Genomic DNA, 24,211 nt, shown 5'->3' with positions numbered 1-24,211 from the left:
TAACCGGTGGCCCTCAGCCGATCGGCTGACAAGTGGTTTCGCCGCACGTGCGATCGGTCAACTAGAAGAGGACTCGAAGAAGCGGGTCAGCTGATGGCCGTTCCAGTCGCTCGCCCGAATGATCCATACGTACCGCTCGTCGGCGCACCCGCTGGTACGGGTCCGTCGCCCTCGCCAAGGACTCGGTAGAGCCCATGCAGAGGCTTCCTGACGCCCGTCCGGCCTCCCCGGACCACGTGCCGACGGCCGGCCGTTCCTCCGAGTGGATCGACACGATGATGCGCGACCTCGCCGACTGCCCGGCGGGCCCTCGCCGCCAAGCCCTTCGCGACCACACGATTCGCACCCTGCTCCCGCTGGCGCGGCGCTTGGCACGCCGCTTCCGAAGACATGGGGAGGAGTTCGAGGACCTGCTACAGGTTGCCGCCGTCGGCCTGACGAAGGCCGTGGACGGATTCGACCCGTCGCGGGGGCATGCCTTCCTTGCCTATGCGCTGCCCACCATCGTCGGCGAGATGAGACTGCACCTTCGGGATCAGGCACCGATGATCCGGATGCCGAGAGCCCTGCAGCAGGCGCGTGGGCCGGTGTTCCGCGCCATGGAAGAGCTGGAACAGCGATGCGGCGGCCTGACGCCCTCCGTGGAGCAGATTGTGGCGCACACCGGCATGGACGCGACCCTGATCAGGGACACACTGCGTGCCGTGCAGGAGTGCCGACTGCTGTCGCTCGATGCAACGGCCGGCATCCCCGAGTCCACGGCCACCGTGGCATGCACCGTGACTTCGGGCCTCGACCACGTGGTCGACGTGGTGGCCCTGGCGTCCGCCGTCCGGCAGCTGACGGAAGTCGAGCGCCGCATTCTGCACCTGCGCTTTTACCAGGAGCGGACCCAGCAGCAGATCGCCGAGGCCGTCGGTCTGACGCAGACACAGGTGTCCCGAACTCTGGCCCACGCCTGCCGACGGCTCCGGCAGCAGCTCACCTCGGTCCCGGGAGAGGCGGTGCGAAGCCCGCGTCGTGTGGTCGTCGCCGGATCAAGGCGTCCCGTGCACGGCTCACCACGGCCGCCGCCGTTACCGCTCGGCAGGTGCGGGTGCGGCTGGGCAGGCGTCACCGTCCGGCCTCTCCGACCGCTTGCCCTCGACCTCCTGTCGCCGGCCCTCGGCGGCCAGGTCCTCACCGTTGCGCCGACGTCAGCTCTTGCTGAGCGCGTCCCTCGTCCGGTCGACCATGGAGGCGAACGGGCCGGTCAGCCACTGGGCCGCCGTGGAGCCCGCCGCCGTGGGGTGGGGATGAGTCGGTGCCATGCGCTCCACCGACCGCAACCGGTTTCCCATCTTCCGCAGCTGCTCCTCCGAGCACCCGGCGCGGACCGCGGGGAACTCCTCCTGCTCCTCGTGTTCCGCGTGCTCCAGGACGGCCGCTTCGAAATCCTCCACCTGACGGCTGAACTCGGCGCTGTCCACGTCCATCTTCTCCAGCTCGGCCAGCACCTTGTTGGCCTCGGCCTCCTCCTCGTTGCGGGCGTCGGCCTCGGCCTTGCCGGCGGTGTCGGCCGCGACCGGTCGCAGGATCATCTCCTCGGCCGTCTCATGCACCGCGAGCAATGCCCGCAGTTCGTCGAACGTCTTCTGCCTCGCCTCTCCGTGGGTTTCCTTCACCTTGCCGAACAGCGCCCTGATGCGTGCGTGCTGCTCCAGCAGGATCGCCACGACGTCACCCTCGGGCAGCTGCGCGGCTTGGTTGAGATCGTTCTGTGCGTCACCCATGGTCGGTTCCTTCTGATCAGTCTGTCATCGGCGTACGATCCGCACGCCGGCCGCGGTCACGGCCGCCCCGAGCAGGGTGGCGGCTGCCGTCCTGAGTACCCGCTTACGCAGCGGAGGCACGGGCAGGGAGGCGGCGCCCCTCTCCGGGAGCGAGCCGACCGCGTGCCTGCCCTTCTCACGAGCCAGCTTCATGACCTCTGCTACATGCAGTGCGCCCCGTCCGGTGGCCGCGTCCTTGATCTGCGTCTTGCAGGAGAACCCGTCGGCCACGACCAGGCAGTCCTCCTGCGCGTCGCGAACGGCCGGCAGCAGGGCCTGTTCCCCGCATTCCATGGAGATCCCGTACTTGCCGTCTTCGAAACCCCAGGATCCGGCGAGGCCGCAGCAGCCGCCCTGGAGGTTCCGGACGTCCAGGCCCATCTGTTCCAGGAGTCCCTGTTCGGAGCCCATGCCGCCGGTGGCCCGATGGTGGCAGTGGCCCCACAGCAGGGCGGTCCCGTCCAGCTTCGGTGGCTCGACGCCGAAGGCCTGGAAGAACTCGGGGAAGTGGTAGGCGTTCTTGGTGAGGCGCCGGGCGTCGTCGTCGTGCGGGAGCAGCTTCGGCAACTCGTCCTTGAAGACGGCCAGGCAGCTGGGTTCCATGCCCACGATCGGGATGCCGGCCCGAAGGTGGGGGCGGAGCACGTCCAGGACACGGTGGAGGTAGCGCTCGGCGGCGTCCAGGAAGCCGTAGTCGTACAGCGGCCGGCCGCAACAGACGTGCTGTTCCGGCATGATCACCTGCCAGCCCGCCGCCTCGATCGCCTCCACGCACGCGACACCGACGTTCGTGTGGAGGTGGTTGTTGAAGGTGTCCGGGAACAGTACGACCGGGCGGCCGGAGGGGTTGGCGGTGCCGCCGCGGCGGGCGAACCACTCCTGCAGGGTCATGGGCGCGAAACGAGGCAGCGGGCGATGACGGTCGATGCCCGCGGCGAGCTTGGCGAGCCGGGCGAGGCCAGGGGTCTGGGTGACCAGGTTGGCGAGCTCGGGGACGCGGGAGGCGATCCTGGCGGCCTGGTCGATGAAGCCGAAGGCGTAGGCGTAGCGGGGACGCCGGCGCTTCGGTGACTTGAAGTGGTGGTAGAGGAACTCCGCCTTGTAGGTGGGCATGTCGACGTTGACGGGGCAGTCGTTGGTGCAGCCCTTGCATGCCAGGCACAGGTCGAGGGCGTCGTGCACCTCCTCGGACTGCCAGCCGTCGGTGATCACGTCTCCCTTGAGCATCTCGAACAGCAGGTGGGCCCGGCCGCGGGTGGTGTGCTTCTCCTCCCGGGTGACCTGGTAGCTGGGGCACATGGTCGTCTCGGCCTGCGGGACGCGGCACTTGCCTACGCCGACGCAGCGCAGGGTCGCATGGGCGAAGTCGCCGCCGTCCTCCTCATAGGCGAACTTCACCGGATGCCGTGGCGGGTTGTAGTCGGTACCGAGTTTGAGGTTCTCGTCCATCCGGTAGGGATCGACGACCTTGCCCGGACTCATCTTCCACTGCGGATCCCAGATGGCCTTGAACTCCCGCATGGCTTGCAGGAGTTCCGGACCGTACTGCTTCTCCAACAGTTCGGCGCGCTGCTGTCCGTCGCCATGCTCGCCGGAGACCGAGCCGCCCAGGGACACGCACAGGTCGGCGGCCTCCTCCATGAACGCCCGATAAGTGGCGATGCCCTCGGCGGTGCGCAGGTCGAAGCTGAGCCGGCAGTGGATGCAGCCCTGGCCGAAGTGACCGTACATGGCACCGGAGATGCCGTGCCGGTCCATCACCTTGCGCAGCGCCCGCACGTACTCGCCGAGCCGGTCCGGGGGAACAGCGGAGTCCTCCCAGCCGGGCCAGTGGTCCTTGCCGCCCGGCGGGAATGCGGTCGAGCCCAGACCGCTCTCCCGGATCGCCCACAGATGTTCGCTGGTGCCGCCCTCCTGCGTGCTTTTGGCGACACGGATGCGGTCCCGGTCGTAGCCCTTGTCGTCGGTGAGCCACCGCGTGAACCGCTCGGCCTGTTCGGTGGACTCCGCAGTGGTGTCCGCGCCGAACTGCACCAGCAGCCAGGCAGCTCCACCGCGGCGCGGCAGTTCCTTGAGGTCCTCCACGTTCATGTTCTGCAGCTGCTGGTCACGGATCAGCTGGTCGTCGATTCCCTCCAGTCCGATCGGCCTGAACCGCTCGATGATCTCCATGCAGTGCTCGGCGGCATCGTCGAGTTCGTCGTACTCCACGACCACGGTGGTGCGCTGCAGCATCGCGGGAGTCAGCATGAGGACCGCCTGCAGGGCTGTCGCGCAGGTACTCTCGGTGCCGACGAGCGCGCGGGCGACGTTGAAGCCGCGTTCGGGCAGCAGCTCGTCGAGGTTGTAGCCGGAGACCCGCCGGGGCACCTCCTCGGCCGGTCGGAAGCCGGCCCTGATGGCGTCGGCGTACTTGTCCCGCAGGTCGCGCAGCGCCGCGTAGATCTCCCCCTTGCGGCCACCCTCGGCGATGATCTTGTCGAGGTGCTTCTCCTCGTCCACTCCCACCCAGAAGCGTGATCCGTCATAGGTGACGACCTCCAGGGCGTGCACGTTGTCACTGGTGCGCGGGCCCGGCCCGTACAGCTGCGACTGCACCGAGTGGATGCCGCACGAGTTGTTGCCGATGTTGCCGCCGATCACACAGCGGGAGTGGGAGGACGGATCGGGGCCGAAAACGAGGTCGTATCGTCCGGTGTGCCGGTTCAGCTCCTCGTTGATCACGCCCGGTTCACAGGTCACCAGGCGGCGTTTCGGATCGATGTCTCCGATACGGGTGAGATATTTGGAGTGGTCGATGACCACGGCCTCGTTGACGGTCTCCCCCGACAGACTCGTGCCGCCGCCGCGGTTGAGGATGGGCGCGCCGAACTCGTGGCAGACCTTGTGCACCGCGACGACGTCGTCGAGGGTGCGCGGGATCACCACACCGATCGGCACCTGGCGGAAGTTGGACGCGTCCTGGGCGTACAGGCCGAGGGAGGCGGTGTCGAAACGGACTTCGCCGTCGACGGCCTTGCGCAGCGCCCGCTCCAGCGCGCCGACGTCGAGAAGCTGGCGGGCCCGTGGCGCCCCTGGAATCTCCGGGTGGGTCTTCGCCGGAATCTCACGCGTGCCGCGGCTGGTGGGCTTCGCCATCGGTCTCAGCTCTCCTTTGGTCGAGCGTCGTCAGGTGGTCGGTGTTCCGTAGACGCGGTGGGGCTCGGCGTCCTGCCACTTGATTTCCAGGCCGAGGCCGGGCCGGCCTGGGTCGGGGCGCAGGGCACCGCCCTCGGGCGAGAGCGTGCCGTCGAACAGCAGGCGCTCGAACCGCACGTGGTCGTGGAAGTACTCGAGGTGCCGCAGCCTGCGCACTGCGCAGAAGGCGTGGGCCGAGACGGCCGGCGCGCAGTGCGCGGACAGGTCCAGGTGGTGGGCCGCCGCCAGGCCGGAGATCTCCAGAACACTGGTGATGCCCCCGCAGCGGGTCACGTCGGCCTGGAGGCAGTCCACGGCGGGGCCTTCGACGAGGTTGACGAAGTCCTGTGCGGTGTAGGCGTACTCGCCCGCCGCGATCTCCAGTCGCTCGGGCCCCCGCTCGCGCAGCATGCGCAGGCCCTCCAGGTCGGCGGAGCTGACGGGCTCCTCGAACCAGCGCACGTCCCACTCCTCGTGGAACCGCTGGGCCCAGTACAGCGCCTGTTTGCGGCCCAGCGCCCCGTTGGCGTCGGTGAAGATCTCAGGGCCGTCGCCGAGGGCCTTGCGAAGGGCGTCGAGGCGCCGCGGGTCGTCTTCGGGCTTCCGGGACGTTTTCAGCTTGACGCGCGGAATCCCTTGCTCGACCCAGCCTCCGAGCTGGTCGGTGAGGCGGTCCAGGGGGTAGTTGGTGAAGCCTCCGCTGCCGTAGACCGGCACCCGATCGTGCCAGGACGGGAGGACATGGATCAGTGGCAGCTCCAGCAGCCGGGCCTTGAGGTCCCACAGCGCCACGTCCACGGCGGACACCGCCATGGCGCCGACCCCGGGGCGGCCCGCGTTGCGGATCTTCCGCGCCATCAGGTTCCGGAGCGCCGGGGGCGAGGAGGGGCTCTGTCCGCGTACGACGCCAGCGAGCTGGGAGTCGACGAACGTGGCGACCGACACGTCGCCGTAGGTGTAGCCGAGCCCGGTACGGCCGCCGGCGTGCACTCGCACCAGGACCATGGTGGTGGAGTCCCACTCCAGCGTGCCGTCCTCCTCCTGGCCGTCCGGGCCGTCGGTCGGCAGTTCGAAGGCGTGCACGTCGACCGCGTCGATCCGGCAAGCGGCAAGGTCGGGGCCGGCTCCCTCACCGCTCATGAATGCCGTCCTGGCAGGTGCTCCACGACCTCGGTGAGCTTCTGGCGCACGCCCTTCGCGGCGATGCCCACCCGCTCCGGGTCGCGGACGGCTGCCTTGGCAGCTTTCTTGCCCTGTGCAAGCATGATGTGCGGCGGGATCGGCGCGATCTCCTGGTCGACCTTGAACTCCAGGACCACCGGTACGCCCGAGGCCAGCGCCTCGTCCCACGCCTTGCCGACCTTCTTCGGCTTGTCGCAGTAGACGCCCTTCAGGCCCAGCATGTCGGCGTACTTAGCGTAGGGCACGTCGGGGATGTACTGCGAGCCCGGGAACTTCGGGTCGCCGGCCATGGCGCGCTGTTCCCAGGTGACCTGGTTGAGGTCCTGGTTGTTGAAGACGCAGAAGACGAACGGCGCCGGTCCGGACAGCCGGTCCAGGTACCGCTTCACTGTGATCATCTCGGCCATGCCGTTCATCTGGAACGCCCCGTCACCGACGAACGCGATCACCGGCCGGTCGGGGTAGGCGAAGCGGGCGGCGATCGCGTACGGCGTTCCCGGACCCATGGTGGCCAGCGTCCCGGACAGCGACGCCCGCATGCCCTTGCGCAGCTTCAGATGACGGGCCCACCAGTTCGTCCCCGAACCGGAGTCGGCAGTCAGGATGCAGTCGTCCGGCAGCCGGGGCGACAGCTCGGCGGCGACCGCCTGCGGGTTGATCGTCCCGCCGAAGTGCTGGCCCGCCCTCTTCTCACAGATCGCGTCCCATTCGCGGACGTCCTTCTCGATCTGCTCCCGCCAACCGCGGTCCTCCTTGCGTTCGAGCAAGGGCAGCAGCGCCTTGAGAGTCTCCTTGGAGTCACCTACGAGGTGGGCGTCCATGGGATAGCGGATGCCGATCATCCGGCCGTCGATGTCGATCTCGACGCCGCGGGCCTGTCCCTCGTCCGGCAGCCATTCGGCGTAGGGAAAGCTCGTGCCCACCATGAGCAGGGTGTCACAGCCCTGGATCATGTTGTCGCTGGCCTTCGTGCCGAGCAGACCGATCGGGCCGGTCACGAACGGCAGGTCGTCCGGAAGGACCTCGCGGCCCAACAACGCCTTGGCCACGCCGGCACCGAGCAGCTCCGCCGTCTCCACGATCTCGCTCTCGGCGTGTGCGGCTCCCTGCCCGATGATCATGGCCACCTTGGTGCCGGCGTTGAGGACGTCCGCCGCTTTGCGCAGCTCCCCGTGATCGGGAAGCAGCCGGGGGCGGCTCCACCCGACGCTGGAGAACACCGACCCGTGCATCTTCGGCGGCGACGGCTGGGCCTCCTCCTCCTGGATGTCGCTCGGAATGACGATGGTCGCGACCGACCTCATGGTGAGGGCCGTCTTGAAAGCGCGGTCGATCACGTGCCGCGCCTGAGCGGGGTGCGAGATCATCTGACAGAACTCGGAGACGTCGGCGAACAGCTGGGTGAGCGGAATCTCCTGCTGGTAGTGGGCACCGAGGGAGAGCCGCTTCTGCTGGCCGACCACGGCGACCACCGGCTGGTGGTCCAGTTTCGCGTCGTACAGCCCGTTGAGCAAGTGAATCGCGCCGGGGCCCGAGGTCGCCATGCAGCAGCCCACCTCGCCGGTGAACTTCGCATGGGCACAGGCCATGAAGGCGGCCATCTCCTCGTGCCGCGCCTGGATGAGCTCCGGCTGTCCCTCCGCTCGGTCGAAGGCACCCAGCAGCCCGTTGATCCCGTCGCCGGGATAGCCGTAGATCCGCTGGATCCCCCACTCCCGCAGGCGTTGCAGTACATAGTCGGCGACCAGCGTCATGACCTGCTCCCTTGGACGCACACCTCTGGCATCGGCACTGTGTGACCCCTGGCCGTGCCGCGTAAACCGTCGACGCGCACGTGCGCCCCTCGGCCTCATCCGGCGCGGGACCGCGTGATCGTGCCGACTTGGACCGGCCGTCGTCGTGACGGCAGCCGGGGGCCGGGCGCTCGAAGAAGTAGGGGCCGCGGCGGCGCCTGCCGAGGTCCCGCGCGAGGGCCAGGCCCTCGGATCCGCCAAAGGGACGGCAGCCGACCGGCGTACCCGGCCACGGACCGGCCGGGCCTCGCCGGACAGGGCCGGGGCATACTCCCCGAACGCGCCGCCCACCGACCGCGCCCGGGGCGGCCTCCCCTTCCGTGCTGCACCCCTGTCCACCGGACCTCTCAGCCGACGCGGAGTCGGCGGTGACGGCGGCCTCCACGCCCGGGTGCGTGGCAGGGCTGTCCACCCCTGCGAGGGGGGCAGGTGCTTCTACGGGCTCGTGACCCGGTTGGCGTTCCGTCGGAGCAAGGTGCCCGAGTTCCTCACGCAGGCGGGCCAGGCATCGGGCGAGCAGCCGGGACACGTGCATCTGTGAGACGCCCACGGTCGCCGCGATCTGCTGCTGTGTCTGGTCGTGGAAAAAGCGAAGCACCAGGATGCGTCGCTCCCGCTCGGGAAAGTCGAGCAGCGCCCGCATGATGTCCGCACGTTCGGCGGCCGCTTCCACGCCCGGGTCACGATCGCCCAGCGTCTCGGCGTACGCGGGCAGCGCTCCGTCCGCCCCATCCGGGAGTGCGTCCAGGGACCGCGGCTGTACGGCACCCTGAGAGCGGATGGCCTCCACCACGGCATCCTCGGAGAGCCCGCACACCCCGGCGATCTCGGCGATCGTGGGAGGGCGTCCGCCATAAGCCTGCTCGAGCTCTTGCCGGACGCGCCACACTCGCTGCCTCGCCTCCTGCACGGTGCGGGGCAGCCGCACCAGGCCCGCCCGGTCCCTGAGGTGCCGCTTCACCTCGCCGGTGATGGTCGGAACCGCGTAGGAAAGGAAGGCGTGACCCTGTGTCGGGTCGTAGCCGTCGACGGCTTTGACGAGGCCCACGCACGCCACCTGGCAGAGGTCGTCCGAGTCGTCCGCCCACGCGTTCCGGTACTTGGCCGCGATGCGGCGCGCCAGGGGGATCAGGGCACGGATGGCCTCCTCTCGGGCAGCCATCCGCTCTCTGCCCGGCGCCTGACGGCTGACGCGCCCCACGAGCTCGTCGATGCGCGCGGAAGTGGGCACGCCACCCGCCTCGGTATCGACCGTAGGACGAAGTGTGGGGAGGGGAGTCATGTGAGCCTCTGCGCTGGATCGGTTACCTGGGCATCGGCTGGGTTTCCCCGCTGCTTTGTCCTATGCAAACGTCACCCGGTCGGTCGCCTGTTTCCTGTCGATCGTTAGGCCGGACGGGAGCTCGCCGGTTTCACCGTTCCGGGGCCAGGTGACCCAGTGGCTCCCCCGCCGCCCGAGGTGCCTCATGCGTCTGCTGCTCGTCCACCCCAGTGCCCTGATGTATTCGGAGATCTTTCTCAGACTGGAGCCCCTCGGTCTCGAACGGGTCGCAGCCGCCGCCCGCGACGCGGGTCATGACGTGCGGGCCGTGGACCTCCAGGTACACGACCAGCGTGACCTGCGCAGGCTCGTCACCTCCTTCGAGCCGGAGGCCGTGGGCTTCTCCCTCAACTACCTGGCGAACATCCCCGAGGCCATCGACCTGGCGCGCGCCATCAAGCGGGTGAACCCGGGATGCTTCGTCTTCTTCGGCGGACACAGCGTGTCCTTTGTGGCCGAGGAAGTCCTGGAACAGGCGGAGGGGGGCGTGGACGCGGTGGTACGCGGCGAGGGCGAGCCGGCCATCGTGCCGCTCCTTGAGGCCGTCCGGCACGGTGGTGTGGACGGCGCGCCCGGCGTCGTCACCCCGGCCGGGCGGGGCCCGGCGCCCAGCATGCTGCACTCCATCGACAGCCCCCGCCCGGCACGGGACCTCATGAGGCGCCGCAACCGCTACTTCATCGGGGAACTGGATCCGTGCGCGTCCATCGAGTTCACCCGAGGCTGTCCCTGGGACTGCTCCTTCTGCTCCGCGTGGACCTTCTACGGCCGCAGCTACCGCAAGGCTTCCCCCGAGGCCGCCGCCACCGAGCTGGCGAGCATCGGGGAGCCGAACGTGTTCATCGTCGACGACGTCGCCTTCATCCGCCCGGAACACGGCCACGCCATCGCTGCCGAGGTGGAGCGGCGCCGGGTCCGCAAGCGGTACTACCTGGAGACCCGCAGCGACGTCCTGTTGCGCAACACCGACGTCTTCGAGCGCTGGACGCGCCTGGGTCTGAAGTACATGTTCCTCGGGATGGAGGCGATCGACGCCGAGGGACTGGACCTGTACCGCAAGCGGGTCAGTCCCGACGAGAACTTCCGTGCGCTGGAGACGGCCCGCAAGCTGGGAATCGCCGTGGCCATCAACCTGATCGTGGATCCCGCCTGGGACGCCGAGCAATTCCGCGTGGTCCGCGAGTTCGCCCTTTCCGTACCGGAGATCGTGCACCTCACTGTCATGACCCCGTATCCGGGGACCGAGATCTGGCACACCGAGTCGCGCCGGCTGACCACACGTGACTACCGTCTGTTCGACATCCAGCACGCCGTCGTACCGACCAAGCTGCCCTTGGACGAGTTCTACCGGGAGCTGGTCCGGACCCAGGCGGTGATCAATCGCAAACACCTCGGCTGGCGCACCGCCCTGGGCGCCGCGGAGGTACTCGGGCGCAACCTCCTGCACGGCCAGACGAACTTCGCCCGCATGTTGTGGCGGTTCAACCGGGTCTACAACCCGAAACGTCAGCTGGCCGACCACCGCCGCCCCGTGCGCTACGAACTGCCCCTACCACGTCGAGTCGATGTCGGCGACCGGCAGCAACTCTACGTCCACACCAAGCGGGCAACTCGGTCAGGCTCCTCCCCCGGCAGTGCGGCGGACAGCGGCACCGACCTCTGATCCGTGAGTGACCGGCGTACCCAAGCAGGTTCGTGACCGGCGGCCGACCGCTCCCCCAGGGGGCCTCGCGGGACGGTTTCGAGCTGGGCGGGCGCGGGGACCCCCGTCGGCGGCCGGGGGCCTGCTCCTCCCGACCCTTGCCCCCGGCGGGTCCGGCCCGCTCGCCGGCCACTCGGAGGTGAACCCTTCTTGTCCTTCCTGCGGAAGCTACTGCACCCGGAGCCGCGGCCCACCCGGGGCGAGCGGCTCGTGACCGCCGTCGACCGGCGCGTGCCCCTGTCGGAGGCGGGGAAGAAGTTCCTGCGCAAGGCATTCCCCGACCACTGGTCCTTCCTCCTCGGCGAGATCGCGCTCTACAGCTTCGTGGTGCTGGTCCTCACCGGTACGTTCCTGACATTCTTCTTCCACCCCAGCATGGAGGAACGCCCTTACGACGGCTCGTACCAACCCCTGCTGGGCCAAATGGCATCCGAGGCCTACACCTCGGCCCTGCACATCAGCTTCGACGTGCGCGGCGGACTGCTGATGCGGCAGATGCACCACTGGGCGGCACTCGTCTTCGTCGCCGCGATCGGGGTGCACATGCTGCGCATCTTCTTCACCGGGGCCTTCCGCCGACCGCGCGAGGTCAACTGGATGATCGGCGTGACACTGTTCTGGCTGGCCATCCTGGAGGGCTTCTGCGGTTACTCCCTGCCGGACGACCTGCTGTCCGGTACGGGGCTGCGCACCGCGGAAGGCATCTTGCTCTCCATCCCGATCGTCGGCACGTACCTGATGTTCTTCGTCTTCGGCGGGCAGTACCCGGGACCCGACATCATCCCGCGTATGTACGCGGCGCACATCCTGCTCATCCCCGGCTTGATGATCGCGCTGATCGCCGCCCACCTCGGACTGGTGATCTACCTCAAGCACACCCAGTGGGCCAAGCCGAAGCGGACCAACCAGAACGTGATCGGCAAGCCCCTCTACCCGCAGTACACGACCAAGTCGGTCGGCCTCTTCTTCATTCTGTTCGGCATTATCGCCCTGATGTCGGCACTGATGCAGATCAACCCGATCTGGGACTTCGGCCCCTACCGGGCCGACCAGGCCTCCATCGACGCCCAGCCGGACTGGTACCTGGGCTGGCTGGAGGGTTCCCTACGTCTGACGCCGGGCTGGGAGACCAACTTCCTGGGCCACACCGTCGTCTGGGACGTCTTCCTCCCCGCTGTCGTGCTTCCTGTGCTCCTGTTCGGGGCGCTGTACGCGTATCCCTTCTTCGAACGCTGGGTCACCGGCGACGGCAAGGAGCACCACCTGTGCGACCGGCCCCGGAACCAGCCCACACGTACCGGGCTGGGGGTCGCCGGCATCACGTTCTTCGGCGTACTGCTCCTGGACGGCGGCCAGGACGTCCTGCAACGGGTCTTCCGCGTCCCCTTCGAGGTCTACACATGGTCGCTGCGGGTCGGAGTGTTCGTCCTGCCGGTCGTTGCCTTCCTGCTGACCAAGCGGCTGTGCCTGGGGCTACAGGCCAGGGACCGGGCGCGTCTTGTGGAGGGAGAACCTACGGAGGAGGTCCGGATGATCGCGGACGGCTCGTACGCGCGAGCCCATGAGCCGCTGTCGCAGGAAGAACGCGTGGCCATGGTCGTCCGGGACATTCCGCTCCCCCTGCACAAACCCGGCCGCTGGTACATGCCTGTCAGGCGGTACCTCAGGCGAGGCCTCAGTCGCTGGTACTACGCCGAGCGGGTCGAAATGCCGCTCACGGAAGAGGCCCGGCGCCAGGTCGCGGCGGTGACGGCCGACCCCGCCGAGGCCCAGAAGGCCGAGGAGGGGCCGAAGAAGTAACCAGGGGTGGGGCACTCCGAGTCACTCGGCACCGGCTTGCGCGAGGCGTTCCTCCTGGGTGATCCAGCGCCATGTGACGCCGAGGGCAACCAGGCCGATCGGCAGCATGGCCGCCACCATGGCCAGCCCCCCTGCCGCGTGCCCCATGGCCACCATGGCCACCGCGGGCAGGTCCAGCAAGGGCATGGACAGGTAGAGGTACACACAGCGCGCCGGATCGCTCAGCCGGTGACGGGTGCCGAGAACGGGCAGCCAGTACAGCATCGCGGCGTACAACAGGAGCGCCTCCGCCGCGATGCGGGGAAAGCCCGGGGGCACGAGCGGCTCCGTCAGGACGACGGCCGCGTGCAGAACGACGAACAGGGGCAGGGCCACCGCGGCCGGCAGCGAGAGACGTCCCCACCCGGTCCAGGCCTGCGTGTAGTGAATCAGGGCCGGCACTCCGACGGCGACCAGCAGCCCGGACAGGCCCATGGCCAGGGCATCCGGGCTCAACGCGCCCATACCAGTCATGAGGAACCGCCCTTGCGCCAGGCCCCCCGATGGATAGCGACCGCGACCGCCACGAGCAGCAGCGGTACCGACAGCGACAGCATCCAGGGGCCGTACACGAGGGTGAGCAGGGCGAGAGTGAGGCCGACGGCCATGAGGGGCAGGGTCGCCGCGCCGCGGACGGCAAGTCTCTGGTCGACCTGCCCCTGTGGGTTCCGTCGGGCGGAGACGAGGACCGCCACAGCGGCGAGCCCGATCAGGACGACCGCGCCGACGTACAACATCACGGCGATGAGGTGGCCGTGGTAGATGACGAGGACGGCCGCGAGAAGACCGTTGAACAGGCCCCAGCCCGCAACGAGGGCCGCCCCCGGATCCTTCTTGGTCATGCCTGGCTCCCCTCACCGGCTGCGGGCGTCCGCCCGGCACCGGTCCTCTTCTGCTTCTCCAGGTCGAGCAGCGGGGCGTAGCTGGTGATCGGGGGCAGTGGCCGCTCGGGCGGAAAGTTCATCTCGGGCGGAGGTGACGAGGTGGCCCACTCCAGTGTCTGGCCACCCCACGGGTCGTCACCCGCGGGCCGTCTGCTGCGCAGCGACTCCAGCACGTTGACGATGAAGACGACCATGGCCAGGGCGAGCACTCCGGCGCCGCAACTGGACAGCAGGTTCAGCCAGCCGAAGCCGTCGATCGCGTCGTAGGTGTAGACCCTCCGGGGCATGCCGAGGTACCCCAGAGCGAACATGGGCAGGAAGGTCAGGTTCGTCCCGGCGACGAGCAGCCAGAAGTGCAGTTTGCCCAGGTTCTCGCGGAGCAGGGCGCCGGTGGCCTTCGGGAACCAGTAGTAGACGGCCGCGAAGAGTCCGAAGGCGCTGCCGGCGAACAGCACATAGTGCAGGTGGGCCACGACGAAGTAGCTGTCGTGCACGTGGTAGTCGATCACCGGGGTGCCGACCATGACGCCGGTGAGGCCGCCGATCAGGAACTGCGGGATGAACGCCAGGGCGAACAGCATGGGCGTACGGAAGACCAGTCGGCCGCCCAGGATCGTGCCGATCAACGCGAAGTACTCGATCCCGGCCGGCATGAGCAGCAGGATCGACGTCAGGGAGTAGTAGTCGTTCGCGGCCTGTCCGGTGGCGAACATGTGGTGACCCCAGACACTCATCGACAGTGCGGCGAAGGTCAGCAGCGCCAGGACCGTCCCCTTGTAGGCGAAGAAGCGGCGTCCGGAGAAGACGGCGAGCACCTCGCCCACCGCGGCCAGGTAGGGGAAGAACATCACGTAGACGACCGGATGCCCGTAGAACCAGAAGATGTGCTGGTAGCCGATGTTCCACACATTGGACGCGAACACCGCGGGGTCCACCCGGCCCACAGCGAGCATGACCAGGGCCGCCAGCAGTGCGGGGAACGAACCCACCACCATCAGGCAGGTCGCCACCATCGACCAGGAGAACACGGGCATCCGCATCATCGTCATGCCCGGTGCCCGTTTGCGGAGCACGGTCCACAGCACGGTCCAGCCGATGAGGATGGAGCCGGTGACCGCCAGGAACACGCCGACGATCCACAGGTCCGAACCGACGGACGGGGAGTTCACGCGGTCAGCCAGCGGCGGATAGGAGAACCAGCCGTCGGGGTGCGCTCCGTCGTTCGCCGCGAAACCGGACAGCATCGTCACGGCACCGCACACGTAGAGCCAGTAGCCCATCAGAGTGGTGCGTGGCATGGCGATGCCCGGCGCGCCGATCTGCAACGGCACGAGGTACACGCCGAGGCCGAGGGCGAACGGCGTCATGACCATGTAGATCATGCCCGAGCCGTGGATGGTGAACAGCTGGTTGTAGACGTGTGCGTCGAGGAACGTCTCGTCGGGCAGGGCGAGCTGGCTACGCATCAGCAGGGCCAGCACTCCTACGAGGGACATCAGAACCAGGGAGGTCCCGACGATGAGCAGCCCGATGCGCTTGTGATCGGTCGAGGTGAAGGACATCAGCCGACCGCCGGCGCGTGCATGGCCGGGAGCCCGGTGAGGTGTCTGCTGATCCGTACTCATACGGCGGCTCCGGTCGCGCTGGCAGCCGCCTGCGTGCTGAGCCACTTCCGGTACTCGTCGGGCGGCACGGCCTTCACCCAGAAGTCCATCGACTTGTGGCGCTGGCCGCAGAACTCCGCACACCTGCCGCGCCATCGCCCCGTCTGGTTGAACGTGAGGGCGAACGTGTTCCGGTGGTTCGGGAAGGCGTCCATCTTGTAGCGCAGTGCCGGGATCCACATCGAGTGGATGACGTCCTTCGACGTAATCTTGATCTTGACCGTCGTGCCTGTGGGCACGACGAGTGTGGGGAATTGCTTGTCGCGGCAATTGCCCTGTACCGAGACGGTCCGCTGCGCCGCGGCGCGCGGGTACCTGAACTCCCAGCACCACTGAAACCCGGTCACCTCGACGCGGGTGGTGGGGCGGTCCGCCGGCGTGTGGTGCTCGCGGTGGTTGGCCAGGGCCGTGTAGACGACGAGGAAAACGGCGACGACGCCGAGCACCCCGAGGTAGTAGGACTCCAATCGGTTGTTCTCCGCCCGTTGGGACGGGTGCCTGCCGGTTCCGGCCCGGCGTCTGATGACGGCGACGGCCATCAGCGCGAGTACCGCGGCGAACACAAAGGATGCGATAGCCGTCTCCAGGGTGAAGACTTCACCGAAGACCCGCCGATGGTCCACTCGCCGCTCTCCTCCGCTCGACCTGTACGGCGTGCGGGAGTGCCCAGACGCGTGATTTTTGAAAGCCCGCAGACTGACGATCTCGTCCGACCCGCGGGTTCGACACCCTTGCCGACAGGCACATACCGATCGGTATGCTGAGCCGCCCCGCCCATCGGGCCGGGGCAGTCGCGTCCGTTCGTCCGAAGGAGTGCCCCGTGGCTATCGACCCCACCGGCGGAGATATGAAGGCGATGCTGGCCGAGGACCCCGACGGGCCCGTTGTCATGCTGAACCTGCTGCGCTTCGCGCCTGGCGGCAGAGCTCTGTACCAGGAGTACGCACGGCACCTGCGGGAAACGTTCCTGCCCCGGTACGGAGCGCATGTTCTTTATGCCGGAAGGGGCGGAACCGCGCTGGTGGCCGAAGAGGGGCAGACATGGGACGCAGTCGTCCTGGTCCGCTACCCGAGCCGTACGGCCTTCAGCCGCATGGTCGCCGACCCGGAGTACCAAGCGGTCACGGAACTACGCACGCGTGCCCTGACAGAGGCAGTTCTTCAGCCCACGAACGACTGGAGCGCAGACATCTGACCAGCGGGGGCTCTCGGCTGCAACCGGCGTCTTGATCAGCCCTCTCACCCGGGGGCAACGGTGATCATGGAACCGTACGGGCGCCGCAGTGACTGGTGGGGCTCCCGCCCGGTTGACGGTGACTCCGAGCGGATACCCGGAAGGCTCCGAGTCCTGAGGAGGCCCAGCATGGACACCGGTGATCTGCCGGCCGGTCCTCTCAGCGGAGCACCGGCCCGCCTGCTGGGGGGTCTGCGGCTGTTCGCGCTGTCGACACTGCTGCTCGCCGGCGTCGGCGCCGTCGGCAACCTCATCGGCTGGATCGCGCTGACCACGACGCTGGGCCCGACCGCGTACCTGCTGCTGGCGCATCCGGAATCAGTGACTGCCCGGCTCCGCAGCGCGGTGACCGGCCACGCCGCAGCGGTCGGCGTGGGTCTGGCCTGTCTGGCGGTCTTCGGATTGTGGAGCCACCCCTCCGTCGCCGAGCAGCATCACGACACCGCGCCACAGATCGGCGCACAAGCCCTCGCGGTGGGTGTCACCCTCTTCCTTCTCCACGTGCTGGACTCCCACCATGCCCCGGCCGCCGCCACGGCGCTGCTGATCACCTCCGGCATCACCAGACCAGGGCCACCTCTGTACGGCCTGCTGGTCGGCCTGGCTCTCGTGCTGGGTATCGCGCCGATTCTCACCGCCGCGACGTCCTCCCGCAGCTCCGGCGGTGGTGACGCAGGCTGACGTAAGCCCCCCTGTCGCTCTCCGCTCACGGGCGTACGGAGTTCCACCGAACCAGGGGACCGAGATCAGGAGGAACACATGCGCACGAGAGGCAGCGCCGTCGGCAGAACAGCGCCGGCTCTGGCCGGTTTCCTGGCGACAGGCGCGTTGCTGGTGGCCGGTACGGCCTGTCAGAGCCAGCCGCCGGAACACCGGCCGGAAGCCCTCCCCCAGGTCGAGGCTCCCTACGACCGGGCCGTGCTTACGGCGCTGTCAGAAGTGCCCGGCACGACGTTGCTTTCCGTTCGGGTCACGGACGTCTCAAGTCCGAACCCCGTCTGGCTGACCCGGGTCGCTGAACAGAACGGCACGGTACACGCGGTACGTGTGGACGCCATCCACGGGCGGTTCCTGGGCACCTCCGTACCCGGTGATCAGGGACAGGCGCAGAAAGCACGTATGGCCGCGCTCATCGCATCGGCGAAGGTCCTGCCACACGACGCGGTGGACAAGGTGAAACAACCGGATTTCGGCAAGGTCACCGATGTCAGCCTGGAGAAGGACAACCAGGGGCGCCCGGTGTGGTCGGTCACCATCGACACGGTGCAAGGAGGGCAGACGCACGTCTACCAGATCGACGCCGTGACGTCCAAGGTCGTCCACAGCAGCACCGTTCCGGGGAACTCGTCCGTACCGAGAGAGCCGGCCAGTCCTCCCGCGTCCTCGTCAGGCAGCCCGCGATGAGGCGGTCCTCGGTGGTGACCATGACCGTGGCTCGCGTCATGTGGGGAACCGTCCTGACCACGGTTCCGGGAGCCGTACTGCGCCACTGTCCGCGCACTGCCCGCAACACCGCCGCGGACGCTGTCGTGCGCGTGCTGGGTGCCCGTCATCTCGTCCAGGGACTTGCGACGGCCGCCGGAGTGATGCCGCCGGCATGGGCGGCACTGCCCGACGCCCTCCACGCCGCCACGATGGCCGGCCTCGCGGTGTACAGCCCTCGATGGCGCACGGCGGCTTCTGTCGATTTCGCGGTTGCCGGCGCCTTCACGGTGGGAGGTCTGTGCGCGACCCGCGCGGCTGTGCGGTGAACAAGCCGTTTCACGAAAAGGGTGCTCGGGATACTTCACCGGACTCCAGGCTCGCCCAGTACGTCCGCCAGCGCAGCGAGGTCCAGCCATGACCCATGTCCCTTTCCGTGCCGGCGCAAAGAGCAGCCCCACGGGAGCCGTGCCAGAGAGGCAGGCGCGCACCGCGAGCGGCGCCACCCTCTTCCGGGGGACGGCGCTCATCACCGGCGCATCCTCCGGCATCGGTGCCGCGGTGGCCCTTCGGCTGGCCTCCGAAGGGGGCTGGCGCATGGTCCTCAACGGTCGCAATCCGTCGCGGCTCTCCCAGGTGGCGACCCGCGCGTGCGCGGCGGCCTTTCCTGCAGACCTCACCGGTACCCGCGCCGGCCCGGAACTGGCTGGCTTCACCCTGGAGCGGCTCGGCCGGCTCGACCTGCTGGTGGCCTGTGCCGGGGTCGGATGGGCCGGGGAGTTCACGCACATGCCGCTGTCCGCGATCGAGGAGGTGGTCGCCGTCGACCTCCTGGCCACCCTGCACGTCGTACGGCACCTCGCCCCGCACATGGCAGCCGCGGGAACCGGACGCATCGTCCTGATCGGCTCGGTCGCGGGCAGCACGGGAGTGCGGGGTGAGGCGGTCTACTCGGCCGTCAAGGCAGGCCTCGGGGCCTTCGCCGACGCACTCCGATACGAACTGCGCCCTGCCGGCGTAGCAGTCAGCCACGTGATTCCGGGTGTGGTGGACACTCCCTTCTTCGAACGGCGCGGGGTGCCTTACCTGCGCTCGTCGCCCAGGCCGGTGGCTCCCGAGCGGGTGGCCGACGCCGTATGGGACGTCGTACGGCATGGCAAGGACGAGGTGTTCGTACCAGCCTGGTTGCGGCTGCCCGCCATGGTTCGCGGTGTGGCCCCCGGTCTGTACCGGCGGCTCGCCACGGTATTCGGATGAAGGGTGTGCCCCGCAGGACCGCAGCGGTGCCGGTCCAGCATTCCGGTTGCCGTCATGCCCCGGCCCCACGGCGTGCGGACCGTTTTCGCGACGCGGCCGTCGGGCATTCTCCCCGGCCATGAACGAGAAAGCGGACAAGCCGACAGAAGCGGACGACGGCGCCTGTCCCCCATGGGTCGTGCGCGGCTACGCGGTCCTCGCCGACGGCGAACGTGGCGCCGTGGTGGACCCGGAGGGGCGGATCGTGTGGCTGTGTGCCCCACGCTGGCACAGTGACGCCGTGTTCTCCGCGCTCATCGGCGGCGGCGGGTACTTCGCTGTCGAGCCGGAGGACCGGTGGCGTGTGTGGGGCGGATATTACGAGGACGGCACGTTGATCCACGTCAGCCGCTGGGTGACCGCCGACGCCGTCATCGAGTGCCGCGACGCGCTCGCGATGCCGGCCTCCACCGATCGCCTGCTGCTGCTGCGCCGCATGCGGGTGGAACGCGGCGAGGCGCGCCTGCGCATGTCCCTCGACCTGCGGCCCGGTTTCGGCGCCGGGCGCGTGTCCGAGGTACGGCTCCAGGACGGCCTGTGGACGGCCCGGGCCGGGGGCCTGCACGTGCGACTGGCCGGTGCCGAGCGGGCCTCGTGGAGTGGGGAGTCCGGTCTTCGCGGTGGGTTCCGGCTGCGCAAGGGCGAGGAACACGACATCGTGCTGGAGCTGTCGGCCGGCGGCGACAGTCGACAGCTGGCCCCGAAGCAGTTGTGGAAGCAGACGGAACAGGCGTGGCAGCGTGCCGTGCCGGACTGCTCCGGCACGGCCGCACCGCGCGACGCCCGCCACGCCTATGCGGTGCTGCGCGGGCTGACCAGCAGCTCGGGTGGCATGGTGGCCGCGGCCACCACCTCGCTCCCGGAACGCGCCAACACCGGCCGCAGCTATGACTACCGTTTCGCATGGGTGCGCGACCAGTGCTACGCGGGCCTCGCCGTCGCGTCACACGGCCCGCACGAGTTGCTCGACACGGCGGTGCGCTTCACCGCGGAGCGCATCCTCGCCGACGGTGAGGCTCTCCACCCGGCCTACACCGTCGACGGCGGCCCGGTGCCGGACCAGCAACGGCTGCCGCTCAGGGGATATCCAGGTGGCAGCGACCACGTCGGCAACAAGGCGGCCGAGCAGTTCCAGCTCGACGCGTTCGGTGAGGTTCTGCAGTTGTTCGCCGCCGCCGCGCACCACGACCGGCTCACCCCGGAAGCCGAACAGGCGGTCGGGATCGCGGTCGACGCGGTGGAAAGCAACTGGACGCGGCCGGACGCCGGCCTGTGGGAACTGGACAACCGCTGGTGGACCCAGTCCCGGCTGAGCGTGGTCTGCGGACTGCGACAGGTTTCGGTGGCACTGTCGGGCCGGACGGCACAACGTTCTTCCGAACTCGCCGATGGGGTTTTCGCGGAGACCCGACGCCGCTGCCTCAGGACGGATGGCCGCTGGCGCCGGGCCGCCGACGACGACGGACCGGAAGCCGCCCTCCTCACCCCCCTGTCCCGCGGCTGCCCGCCCGCCGACGACCCCAGCAACACGCTCACCCGCCGCTTCATCGAGGACCGGCTGGCCGAAGACGGCTACCTGTACCGCTTCGTGCACGGCGACATCCCTCTCGGGGAAGCCGAGGGAGCCTTTCTGCTCTGCGGCTTCACCATGGCGCTCGCCGCCGACCGCGTCGGCGACCGCACCCGCGCGCTGCGCTGGTTCGAACGAACCCGGGCGGCCTGCGGGCCGTCCGGGCTGTTCGCGGAAGAATACGACGTCCGTCAGCGCCAGCTACGCGGCAACCTGCCCCAGGCGTTCGTCCACGCCCTCCTGCTGGAGTGCGCCGTCCGCCTCAACGACGCCTCCGCGTTGCCGCTCTGAGGAAGCCGCCCGCGCCCTGCGGCCGTGGCCGCCGCACCGACGGTGACCAGGGCACCAACGGCCGCCGCCCCGAGCACGAGGGGCCGACGGTGCCGCGAGGCCCACAGCTGCAGGCTGCGGGAGTGCGCTTCGTCGTCGAAGATGCCGTACGGTCCGTGGTCGGTGCCCTGCGCGTCGTCAACCGGTTTCCACAGGTTGGCCGGCCGGGAGGAGTCGACGGGCTTGTCGGTCTGCTGGGAGTCGTAGCCCGTGCGGGCGAGGTAGCGGTCGAGCAGGCCCGCCGCGAGTCTCTGCCCCAGCAGGGTGGCCACCGTGGAGCCGCCGATCCAGTACTCCCGTCGCTCCGGGTGGTCGGCGGCGTACACGATGCCGGCGGCGGCGACTTCGGGCTGGTAGACCGGAGCCACAGGTCGCGGATGCCTCGGCAGGCGAGTCAGCACCCAGCTGAACTGCGGGGTGTTGACCCCCGGCAGATGGGCCGTTGTCACGTTCACCCCACTGCCGTCGTGCATCAGCTCACAGCGCAGTGCGTCGGTGAATCCCCGGATCGCGGCCTTGGCTCCGCAGTACACCGACTGCAAGGGCACGCTGCGGTAGGCGAGGGCGGAACCGACCTGCACGATCGTGCCGCGGTCGCGGGGCAGCATACGGCGGAGGGCCGCCTGCGTACCGTGGACGAAACCGAAGTACGTCACCTCGGTGGCCCTCTTCAGCTCCTCCGGCCGGATCTCGCTCGCGGGCGAGAAGACCGTGGTGAAGGCGGCGTTCACCCATACATCGATGGGTCCGAGCCGATCTTCGACCTGTTGTGCCGCCGCGTCCACCGCCTCGGCGTCCGAAACGTCCACCATCAGGGGCAAGGCCAGCCCCCCGGCAGTGCGGACGTCCTGCGCCGCCTGTTCGAGCCCCCGCTGGCCACGGGCCAGAAGGGCCACCGCGGCGCCGCGGGCGGCGAACGCCTTCGCTGTGGCCCGGCCAACGCCGGCGCTCGCACCGGTGACGACGACAACCTGCGCGCCGTGTGCACGACCGGTCTGCTCCGTCGTCATTTGCTTCCCCGGCCCGGGAGGTGTTCGGCGAATTCGGTGATCTTCTGCCGTACGCCCTTGGCGGCGATGCCGACCCTCTCCGGGTCGTGCAGTACCGCCTTGGCCGCCTTCTTGCCCTGGGCCGTCATGATGTGCGGCGGGATCGGGGCGATCTCGTTGTCGACCTTGAACTCCAGCACCACCGGCTTGTCGCAGGCAAGCGCCTCGTCCCAGGCGGCGCCGACCTTCTGCGGATCGTCGCAGACGATGCCTTTCAGGCCGAGCAGCTGGGCGTAGGCCGCGTACGGCACGTCCGGGATCTCCTGCGAGCCCGGGTACTTCGGATCACCGGCCATGGCCCGTTGCTCCCAGGTGACCTGGTTGAGGTCCTGGTTGTTGAAGATACAGAAAATGAATGGCGCCGCCGGATTCGAGAGGCGGTCCAGGTACCGCTTGATGGTGATCATCTCGTTCATGCCGTTCATCTGGAACGCGCCGTCGCCGACGAAGGCGATCACCGGCCGGTCCGGGTAGGCGAAGCGGGCCGCGATCGCGTACGGGGTGCCGGGGCCCATGGTCGCCAGGGTGCCGGAGAGCGAGGCCCGCATGCCCTGGCGCAGCTTCAGGTGCCGTGCCCACCAGTTCGTACCCGAGCCGGAATCCGCGGTCAGGATGGAGCCGTCGGGGAGCCGCGGCGACAGCTCGGCCGCGACGGCTTGAGGGTTGATCTTGCCCTCGAAGTGCTGGTCCGCCCAGCGATCGCAGAGGTCGTTCCATTCGCGGACGTCCTTCTCGATCTGCTCGCGCCAGCCCCGGTCCTCCTTGCGCCGCAGGAGCGGGATCAGCGCACGGAGGGTCTCCTTGGAATCGCCGACCAGGTGCGCGTCCATCGGATAGCGGATACCGATCATCCGTCCGTCGATGTCGATCTCGACGCCCTTCGCCTGACCCTCGTCCGGCAGCCACTCGGAGTAGGGGAAGCTGCTGCCGACCATGAGGAGGGTGTCGCAGTTCCGCATCATGTTGTCGCTGGCCTTGCTGCCGAGCAGACCGATGGGTCCTGTCACGAACGGCAGGTCGTCGGGGAGGACCTCCCTGCCGAGCAGCGCCTTCGCGACGCCCGCGCCCAGTAGCTCCGCGACCTCTACGACCTCCTCCTGTGCCTTGGCCGCTCCCTGCCCGACCAGCATGGCGACCTTCGAACCCTCGTTGAGGATGTCGGCGGCCTTGCGCAGCTCCCCGGGGTCAGGCAGGACGCGGGGCCGGCTCCAGCCGACGCTGGAGAACACCGAGCCGTGCATCTTGGGCGGGGAGGGCTGGGCGTCTTCCTCCTGCACATCGCTCGGGATGATGACCGTCGCGACACCACGCGTGGTCAGGGCCGTCTTGAAGGCGCGGTCGATGACGTGCCGGGCCTGTCCTGGGTGCACGACCATCTGACAGAACTCGGAAACGTCGGCGAAGAGCAGGTCCAGCTCCACCTCCTGCTGGTAGTGAGCACCGAGTGAAAGCCGTTTCTGCTGGCCGATGACGGCGACAACCGGCTGGTGGTCCAGTTTGGCGTCATACAGCCCGTTCAGCAGGTGTACGGCGCCGGGTCCCGAGGTCGCCGTGCAGCAGCCCACCTCACCGGTGAACTTCGCATGCGCGCAGGCCATGAACGCGGCCATCTCCTCGTGCCGTGTCTGGATGAATTCGGGGTTGCCCTGAGCCCGGTCGAAGGCGCCGAGCAGACCGTTGATGCCGTCCCCGGGATAGCCGTACACCCGTTTCACGCCCCATTCGGTGAGGCGATGGAGGACGTAGTCGGCGACTTGGGTCATGGTGGTTCTCCTGAGCCGGAGGTCCGAAGAGTCGGCACGGTAGTCACCTCTTGGCTCCAGGACTAAACCCTGCGACGGGACACCTCGAAGGGCGATCACAGAGCAAAATTTGCATAAGACAAATACGAAGGGGCACTCGCATGACGTCGCAGCCGGAAAGACCTGGCTGCCCTG

General features: G+C 68.8%; 18 protein-coding genes and 2 pseudogenes. 9 read left to right on the top strand and 11 right to left on the bottom strand.

All coding sequences use genetic code 11. The annotated features are described in order from the left end of the window. Positions 1-194: 194 nt before the first annotated feature. Positions 195-923: pseudogene (locus LG395_RS41830) on the top strand (sigma-70 family RNA polymerase sigma factor); the annotation flags it as partial. Between the two features lie 273 nt (positions 924-1,196). On the opposite strand, the gene LG395_RS37750 reads toward LG395_RS41830, so the two are convergent. The 5 genes and pseudogenes from LG395_RS37750 to LG395_RS41825 all read right to left on the bottom strand — a co-directional run. Then, on the bottom strand, positions 1,197-1,772 hold the full coding sequence (locus LG395_RS37750; RefSeq protein ID WP_225813617.1) for a hemerythrin domain-containing protein: 576 nt from the start codon (positions 1,770-1,772) through the stop codon (positions 1,197-1,199). Between the two features lie 24 nt (positions 1,773-1,796). After that, positions 1,797-4,949, bottom strand: a complete 3,153-nt coding sequence (locus tag LG395_RS37745; RefSeq protein ID WP_225813615.1) for an FAD-binding and (Fe-S)-binding domain-containing protein — start codon at positions 4,947-4,949, stop codon at positions 1,797-1,799. 30 nt (positions 4,950-4,979) lie between these two features. Next, positions 4,980-6,128 carry an enolase C-terminal domain-like protein gene (locus LG395_RS37740; protein WP_225813614.1) on the bottom strand — a complete coding sequence of 383 codons (1,149 nt, stop codon included), beginning with the start codon at positions 6,126-6,128 and terminating at the stop codon, positions 4,980-4,982. Beyond that, positions 6,125-7,924, bottom strand: coding sequence for a thiamine pyrophosphate-requiring protein (locus LG395_RS37735; RefSeq protein ID WP_225813612.1), 1,800 nt, complete (start codon positions 7,922-7,924; stop codon positions 6,125-6,127). Before LG395_RS37735 ends, LG395_RS37740 begins: the two co-directional genes overlap by 4 nt. A gap of 532 nt (positions 7,925-8,456) precedes the next feature. After that, positions 8,457-9,125: pseudogene (locus LG395_RS41825) on the bottom strand (sigma-70 family RNA polymerase sigma factor); the annotation flags it as partial. A gap of 304 nt (positions 9,126-9,429) precedes the next feature. Between LG395_RS41825 and hpnR the strand changes: the two are divergent. Together hpnR and qcrB are read left to right on the top strand one after the other, a co-directional pair. Beyond that, complete coding sequence (hpnR, locus tag LG395_RS37725; protein ID WP_225813609.1) at positions 9,430-10,947, top strand: hopanoid C-3 methylase HpnR; 1,518 nt, start codon at positions 9,430-9,432, stop codon at positions 10,945-10,947. A gap of 198 nt (positions 10,948-11,145) precedes the next feature. Next, the gene (qcrB, locus tag LG395_RS37720; RefSeq protein ID WP_225813663.1) at positions 11,146-12,786 is read left to right on the top strand and encodes a cytochrome bc1 complex cytochrome b subunit; all 1,641 of its coding nucleotides are present in this window, start codon (positions 11,146-11,148) and stop codon (positions 12,784-12,786) included. Between the two features lie 21 nt (positions 12,787-12,807). Here qcrB and LG395_RS37715 read toward each other — a convergent pair whose 3' ends face one another. From LG395_RS37715 to coxB, 4 genes are read right to left on the bottom strand one after another with little or no spacing between them, the layout of a single operon-like run. Then, positions 12,808-13,299, bottom strand: a complete 492-nt coding sequence (locus LG395_RS37715; RefSeq protein ID WP_225813608.1) for a hypothetical protein — start codon at positions 13,297-13,299, stop codon at positions 12,808-12,810. Then, entirely contained in the window at positions 13,296-13,667 is a 372-nt protein-coding gene (locus LG395_RS37710) for a hypothetical protein (protein ID WP_225813606.1), read from the bottom strand. Before LG395_RS37710 ends, LG395_RS37715 begins: the two co-directional genes overlap by 4 nt. Then, positions 13,664-15,271 (bottom strand): cytochrome c oxidase subunit I, encoded by a 1,608-nt coding sequence (locus LG395_RS37705; RefSeq protein ID WP_225813604.1) that lies wholly within the window; start codon positions 15,269-15,271, stop codon positions 13,664-13,666. Before LG395_RS37705 ends, LG395_RS37710 begins: the two co-directional genes overlap by 4 nt. A 59-nt stretch (positions 15,272-15,330) precedes the next feature. Then, positions 15,331-15,996: a cytochrome c oxidase subunit II gene (coxB, locus tag LG395_RS37700; RefSeq protein ID WP_225813602.1), complete on the bottom strand. Its 666-nt coding sequence runs from the start codon at positions 15,994-15,996 to the stop codon at positions 15,331-15,333. Between the two features lie 197 nt (positions 15,997-16,193). Between coxB and LG395_RS37695 the strand changes: the two genes are divergently transcribed. The 6 genes from LG395_RS37695 to LG395_RS37670 all read left to right on the top strand — a co-directional run bounded on the left by LG395_RS37695 (position 16,194) and on the right by LG395_RS37670 (position 21,186). Continuing rightward, positions 16,194-16,568: a DUF1330 domain-containing protein gene (locus LG395_RS37695; protein WP_225813600.1), complete on the top strand. Its 375-nt coding sequence runs from the start codon at positions 16,194-16,196 to the stop codon at positions 16,566-16,568. A 168-nt stretch (positions 16,569-16,736) separates the two neighbouring features. Beyond that, a complete protein-coding gene (locus LG395_RS37690) occupies positions 16,737-17,288 on the top strand; it encodes an HPP family protein (protein ID WP_225813598.1) in 552 nt (183 codons plus the stop codon). Between the two features lie 78 nt (positions 17,289-17,366). Next, positions 17,367-18,011: a PepSY domain-containing protein gene (locus LG395_RS37685; protein WP_225813596.1), complete on the top strand. Its 645-nt coding sequence runs from the start codon at positions 17,367-17,369 to the stop codon at positions 18,009-18,011. A 14-nt stretch (positions 18,012-18,025) separates the two neighbouring features. After that, positions 18,026-18,358, top strand: coding sequence for a hypothetical protein (locus LG395_RS37680; protein ID WP_225813594.1), 333 nt, complete (start codon positions 18,026-18,028; stop codon positions 18,356-18,358). Between the two features lie 88 nt (positions 18,359-18,446). Next, complete coding sequence (locus LG395_RS37675) at positions 18,447-19,286, top strand: SDR family NAD(P)-dependent oxidoreductase (RefSeq protein WP_225813592.1); 840 nt, start codon at positions 18,447-18,449, stop codon at positions 19,284-19,286. Positions 19,287-19,404: 118 nt separating this feature from the next. Further along, positions 19,405-21,186, top strand: coding sequence for a glycoside hydrolase family 15 protein (locus LG395_RS37670; protein ID WP_225813590.1), 1,782 nt, complete (start codon positions 19,405-19,407; stop codon positions 21,184-21,186). Here the strand turns inward: LG395_RS37670 and LG395_RS37665 are convergent. Beyond that, entirely contained in the window at positions 21,087-22,235 is a 1,149-nt protein-coding gene (locus tag LG395_RS37665; RefSeq protein ID WP_225813589.1) for an SDR family oxidoreductase, read from the bottom strand. The genes LG395_RS37670 and LG395_RS37665 overlap by 100 nt on opposite strands. Beyond that, entirely contained in the window at positions 22,232-24,037 is a 1,806-nt protein-coding gene (locus LG395_RS37660) for a thiamine pyrophosphate-requiring protein (protein ID WP_225813588.1), read from the bottom strand. Before LG395_RS37660 ends, LG395_RS37665 begins: the two co-directional genes overlap by 4 nt. Between the last annotated feature and the right edge of the window lie 174 nt (positions 24,038-24,211).

It is taken from the genome of Streptomyces spinosus, assembly GCF_020400655.1.
GTDB classification, from domain to species: domain Bacteria; phylum Actinomycetota; class Actinomycetes; order Streptomycetales; family Streptomycetaceae; genus Streptomyces; species Streptomyces argyrophylli.
The sequence above is the reverse complement of the archived record's forward strand: the minus strand, read 5'-3'. Positions and strand labels throughout refer to the sequence as shown.

What these genes read in the sequence shown, in the direction of transcription:
- LG395_RS37750 (WP_225813617.1), bottom strand. Translation starts at nt 1,772, where the DNA reads ATGGGTGACGCACAGAACGATCTCAACCAAGCCGCGCAGCTGCCCGAG.
- LG395_RS37745 (WP_225813615.1), bottom strand. Translation starts at nt 4,949, where the DNA reads ATGGCGAAGCCCACCAGCCGCGGCACGCGTGAGATTCCGGCGAAGACC.
- LG395_RS37740 (WP_225813614.1), bottom strand. Translation starts at nt 6,128, where the DNA reads ATGAGCGGTGAGGGAGCCGGCCCCGACCTTGCCGCTTGCCGGATCGAC.
- LG395_RS37735 (WP_225813612.1), bottom strand. Translation starts at nt 7,924, where the DNA reads ATGACGCTGGTCGCCGACTATGTACTGCAACGCCTGCGGGAGTGGGGG.
- hpnR (WP_225813609.1), top strand. Translation starts at nt 9,430, where the DNA reads ATGCGTCTGCTGCTCGTCCACCCCAGTGCCCTGATGTATTCGGAGATC.
- LG395_RS37715 (WP_225813608.1), bottom strand. Translation starts at nt 13,299, where the DNA reads ATGACTGGTATGGGCGCGTTGAGCCCGGATGCCCTGGCCATGGGCCTG.
- LG395_RS37710 (WP_225813606.1), bottom strand. Translation starts at nt 13,667, where the DNA reads ATGACCAAGAAGGATCCGGGGGCGGCCCTCGTTGCGGGCTGGGGCCTG.
- LG395_RS37705 (WP_225813604.1), bottom strand. Translation starts at nt 15,271, where the DNA reads ATGTCCTTCACCTCGACCGATCACAAGCGCATCGGGCTGCTCATCGTC.
- LG395_RS37690 (WP_225813598.1), top strand. Translation starts at nt 16,737, where the DNA reads ATGGACACCGGTGATCTGCCGGCCGGTCCTCTCAGCGGAGCACCGGCC.
- LG395_RS37685 (WP_225813596.1), top strand. Translation starts at nt 17,367, where the DNA reads ATGCGCACGAGAGGCAGCGCCGTCGGCAGAACAGCGCCGGCTCTGGCC.
- LG395_RS37675 (WP_225813592.1), top strand. Translation starts at nt 18,447, where the DNA reads ATGACCCATGTCCCTTTCCGTGCCGGCGCAAAGAGCAGCCCCACGGGA.
- LG395_RS37670 (WP_225813590.1), top strand. Translation starts at nt 19,405, where the DNA reads ATGAACGAGAAAGCGGACAAGCCGACAGAAGCGGACGACGGCGCCTGT.
- LG395_RS37665 (WP_225813589.1), bottom strand. Translation starts at nt 22,235, where the DNA reads ATGACGACGGAGCAGACCGGTCGTGCACACGGCGCGCAGGTTGTCGTC.
- LG395_RS37660 (WP_225813588.1), bottom strand. Translation starts at nt 24,037, where the DNA reads ATGACCCAAGTCGCCGACTACGTCCTCCATCGCCTCACCGAATGGGGC.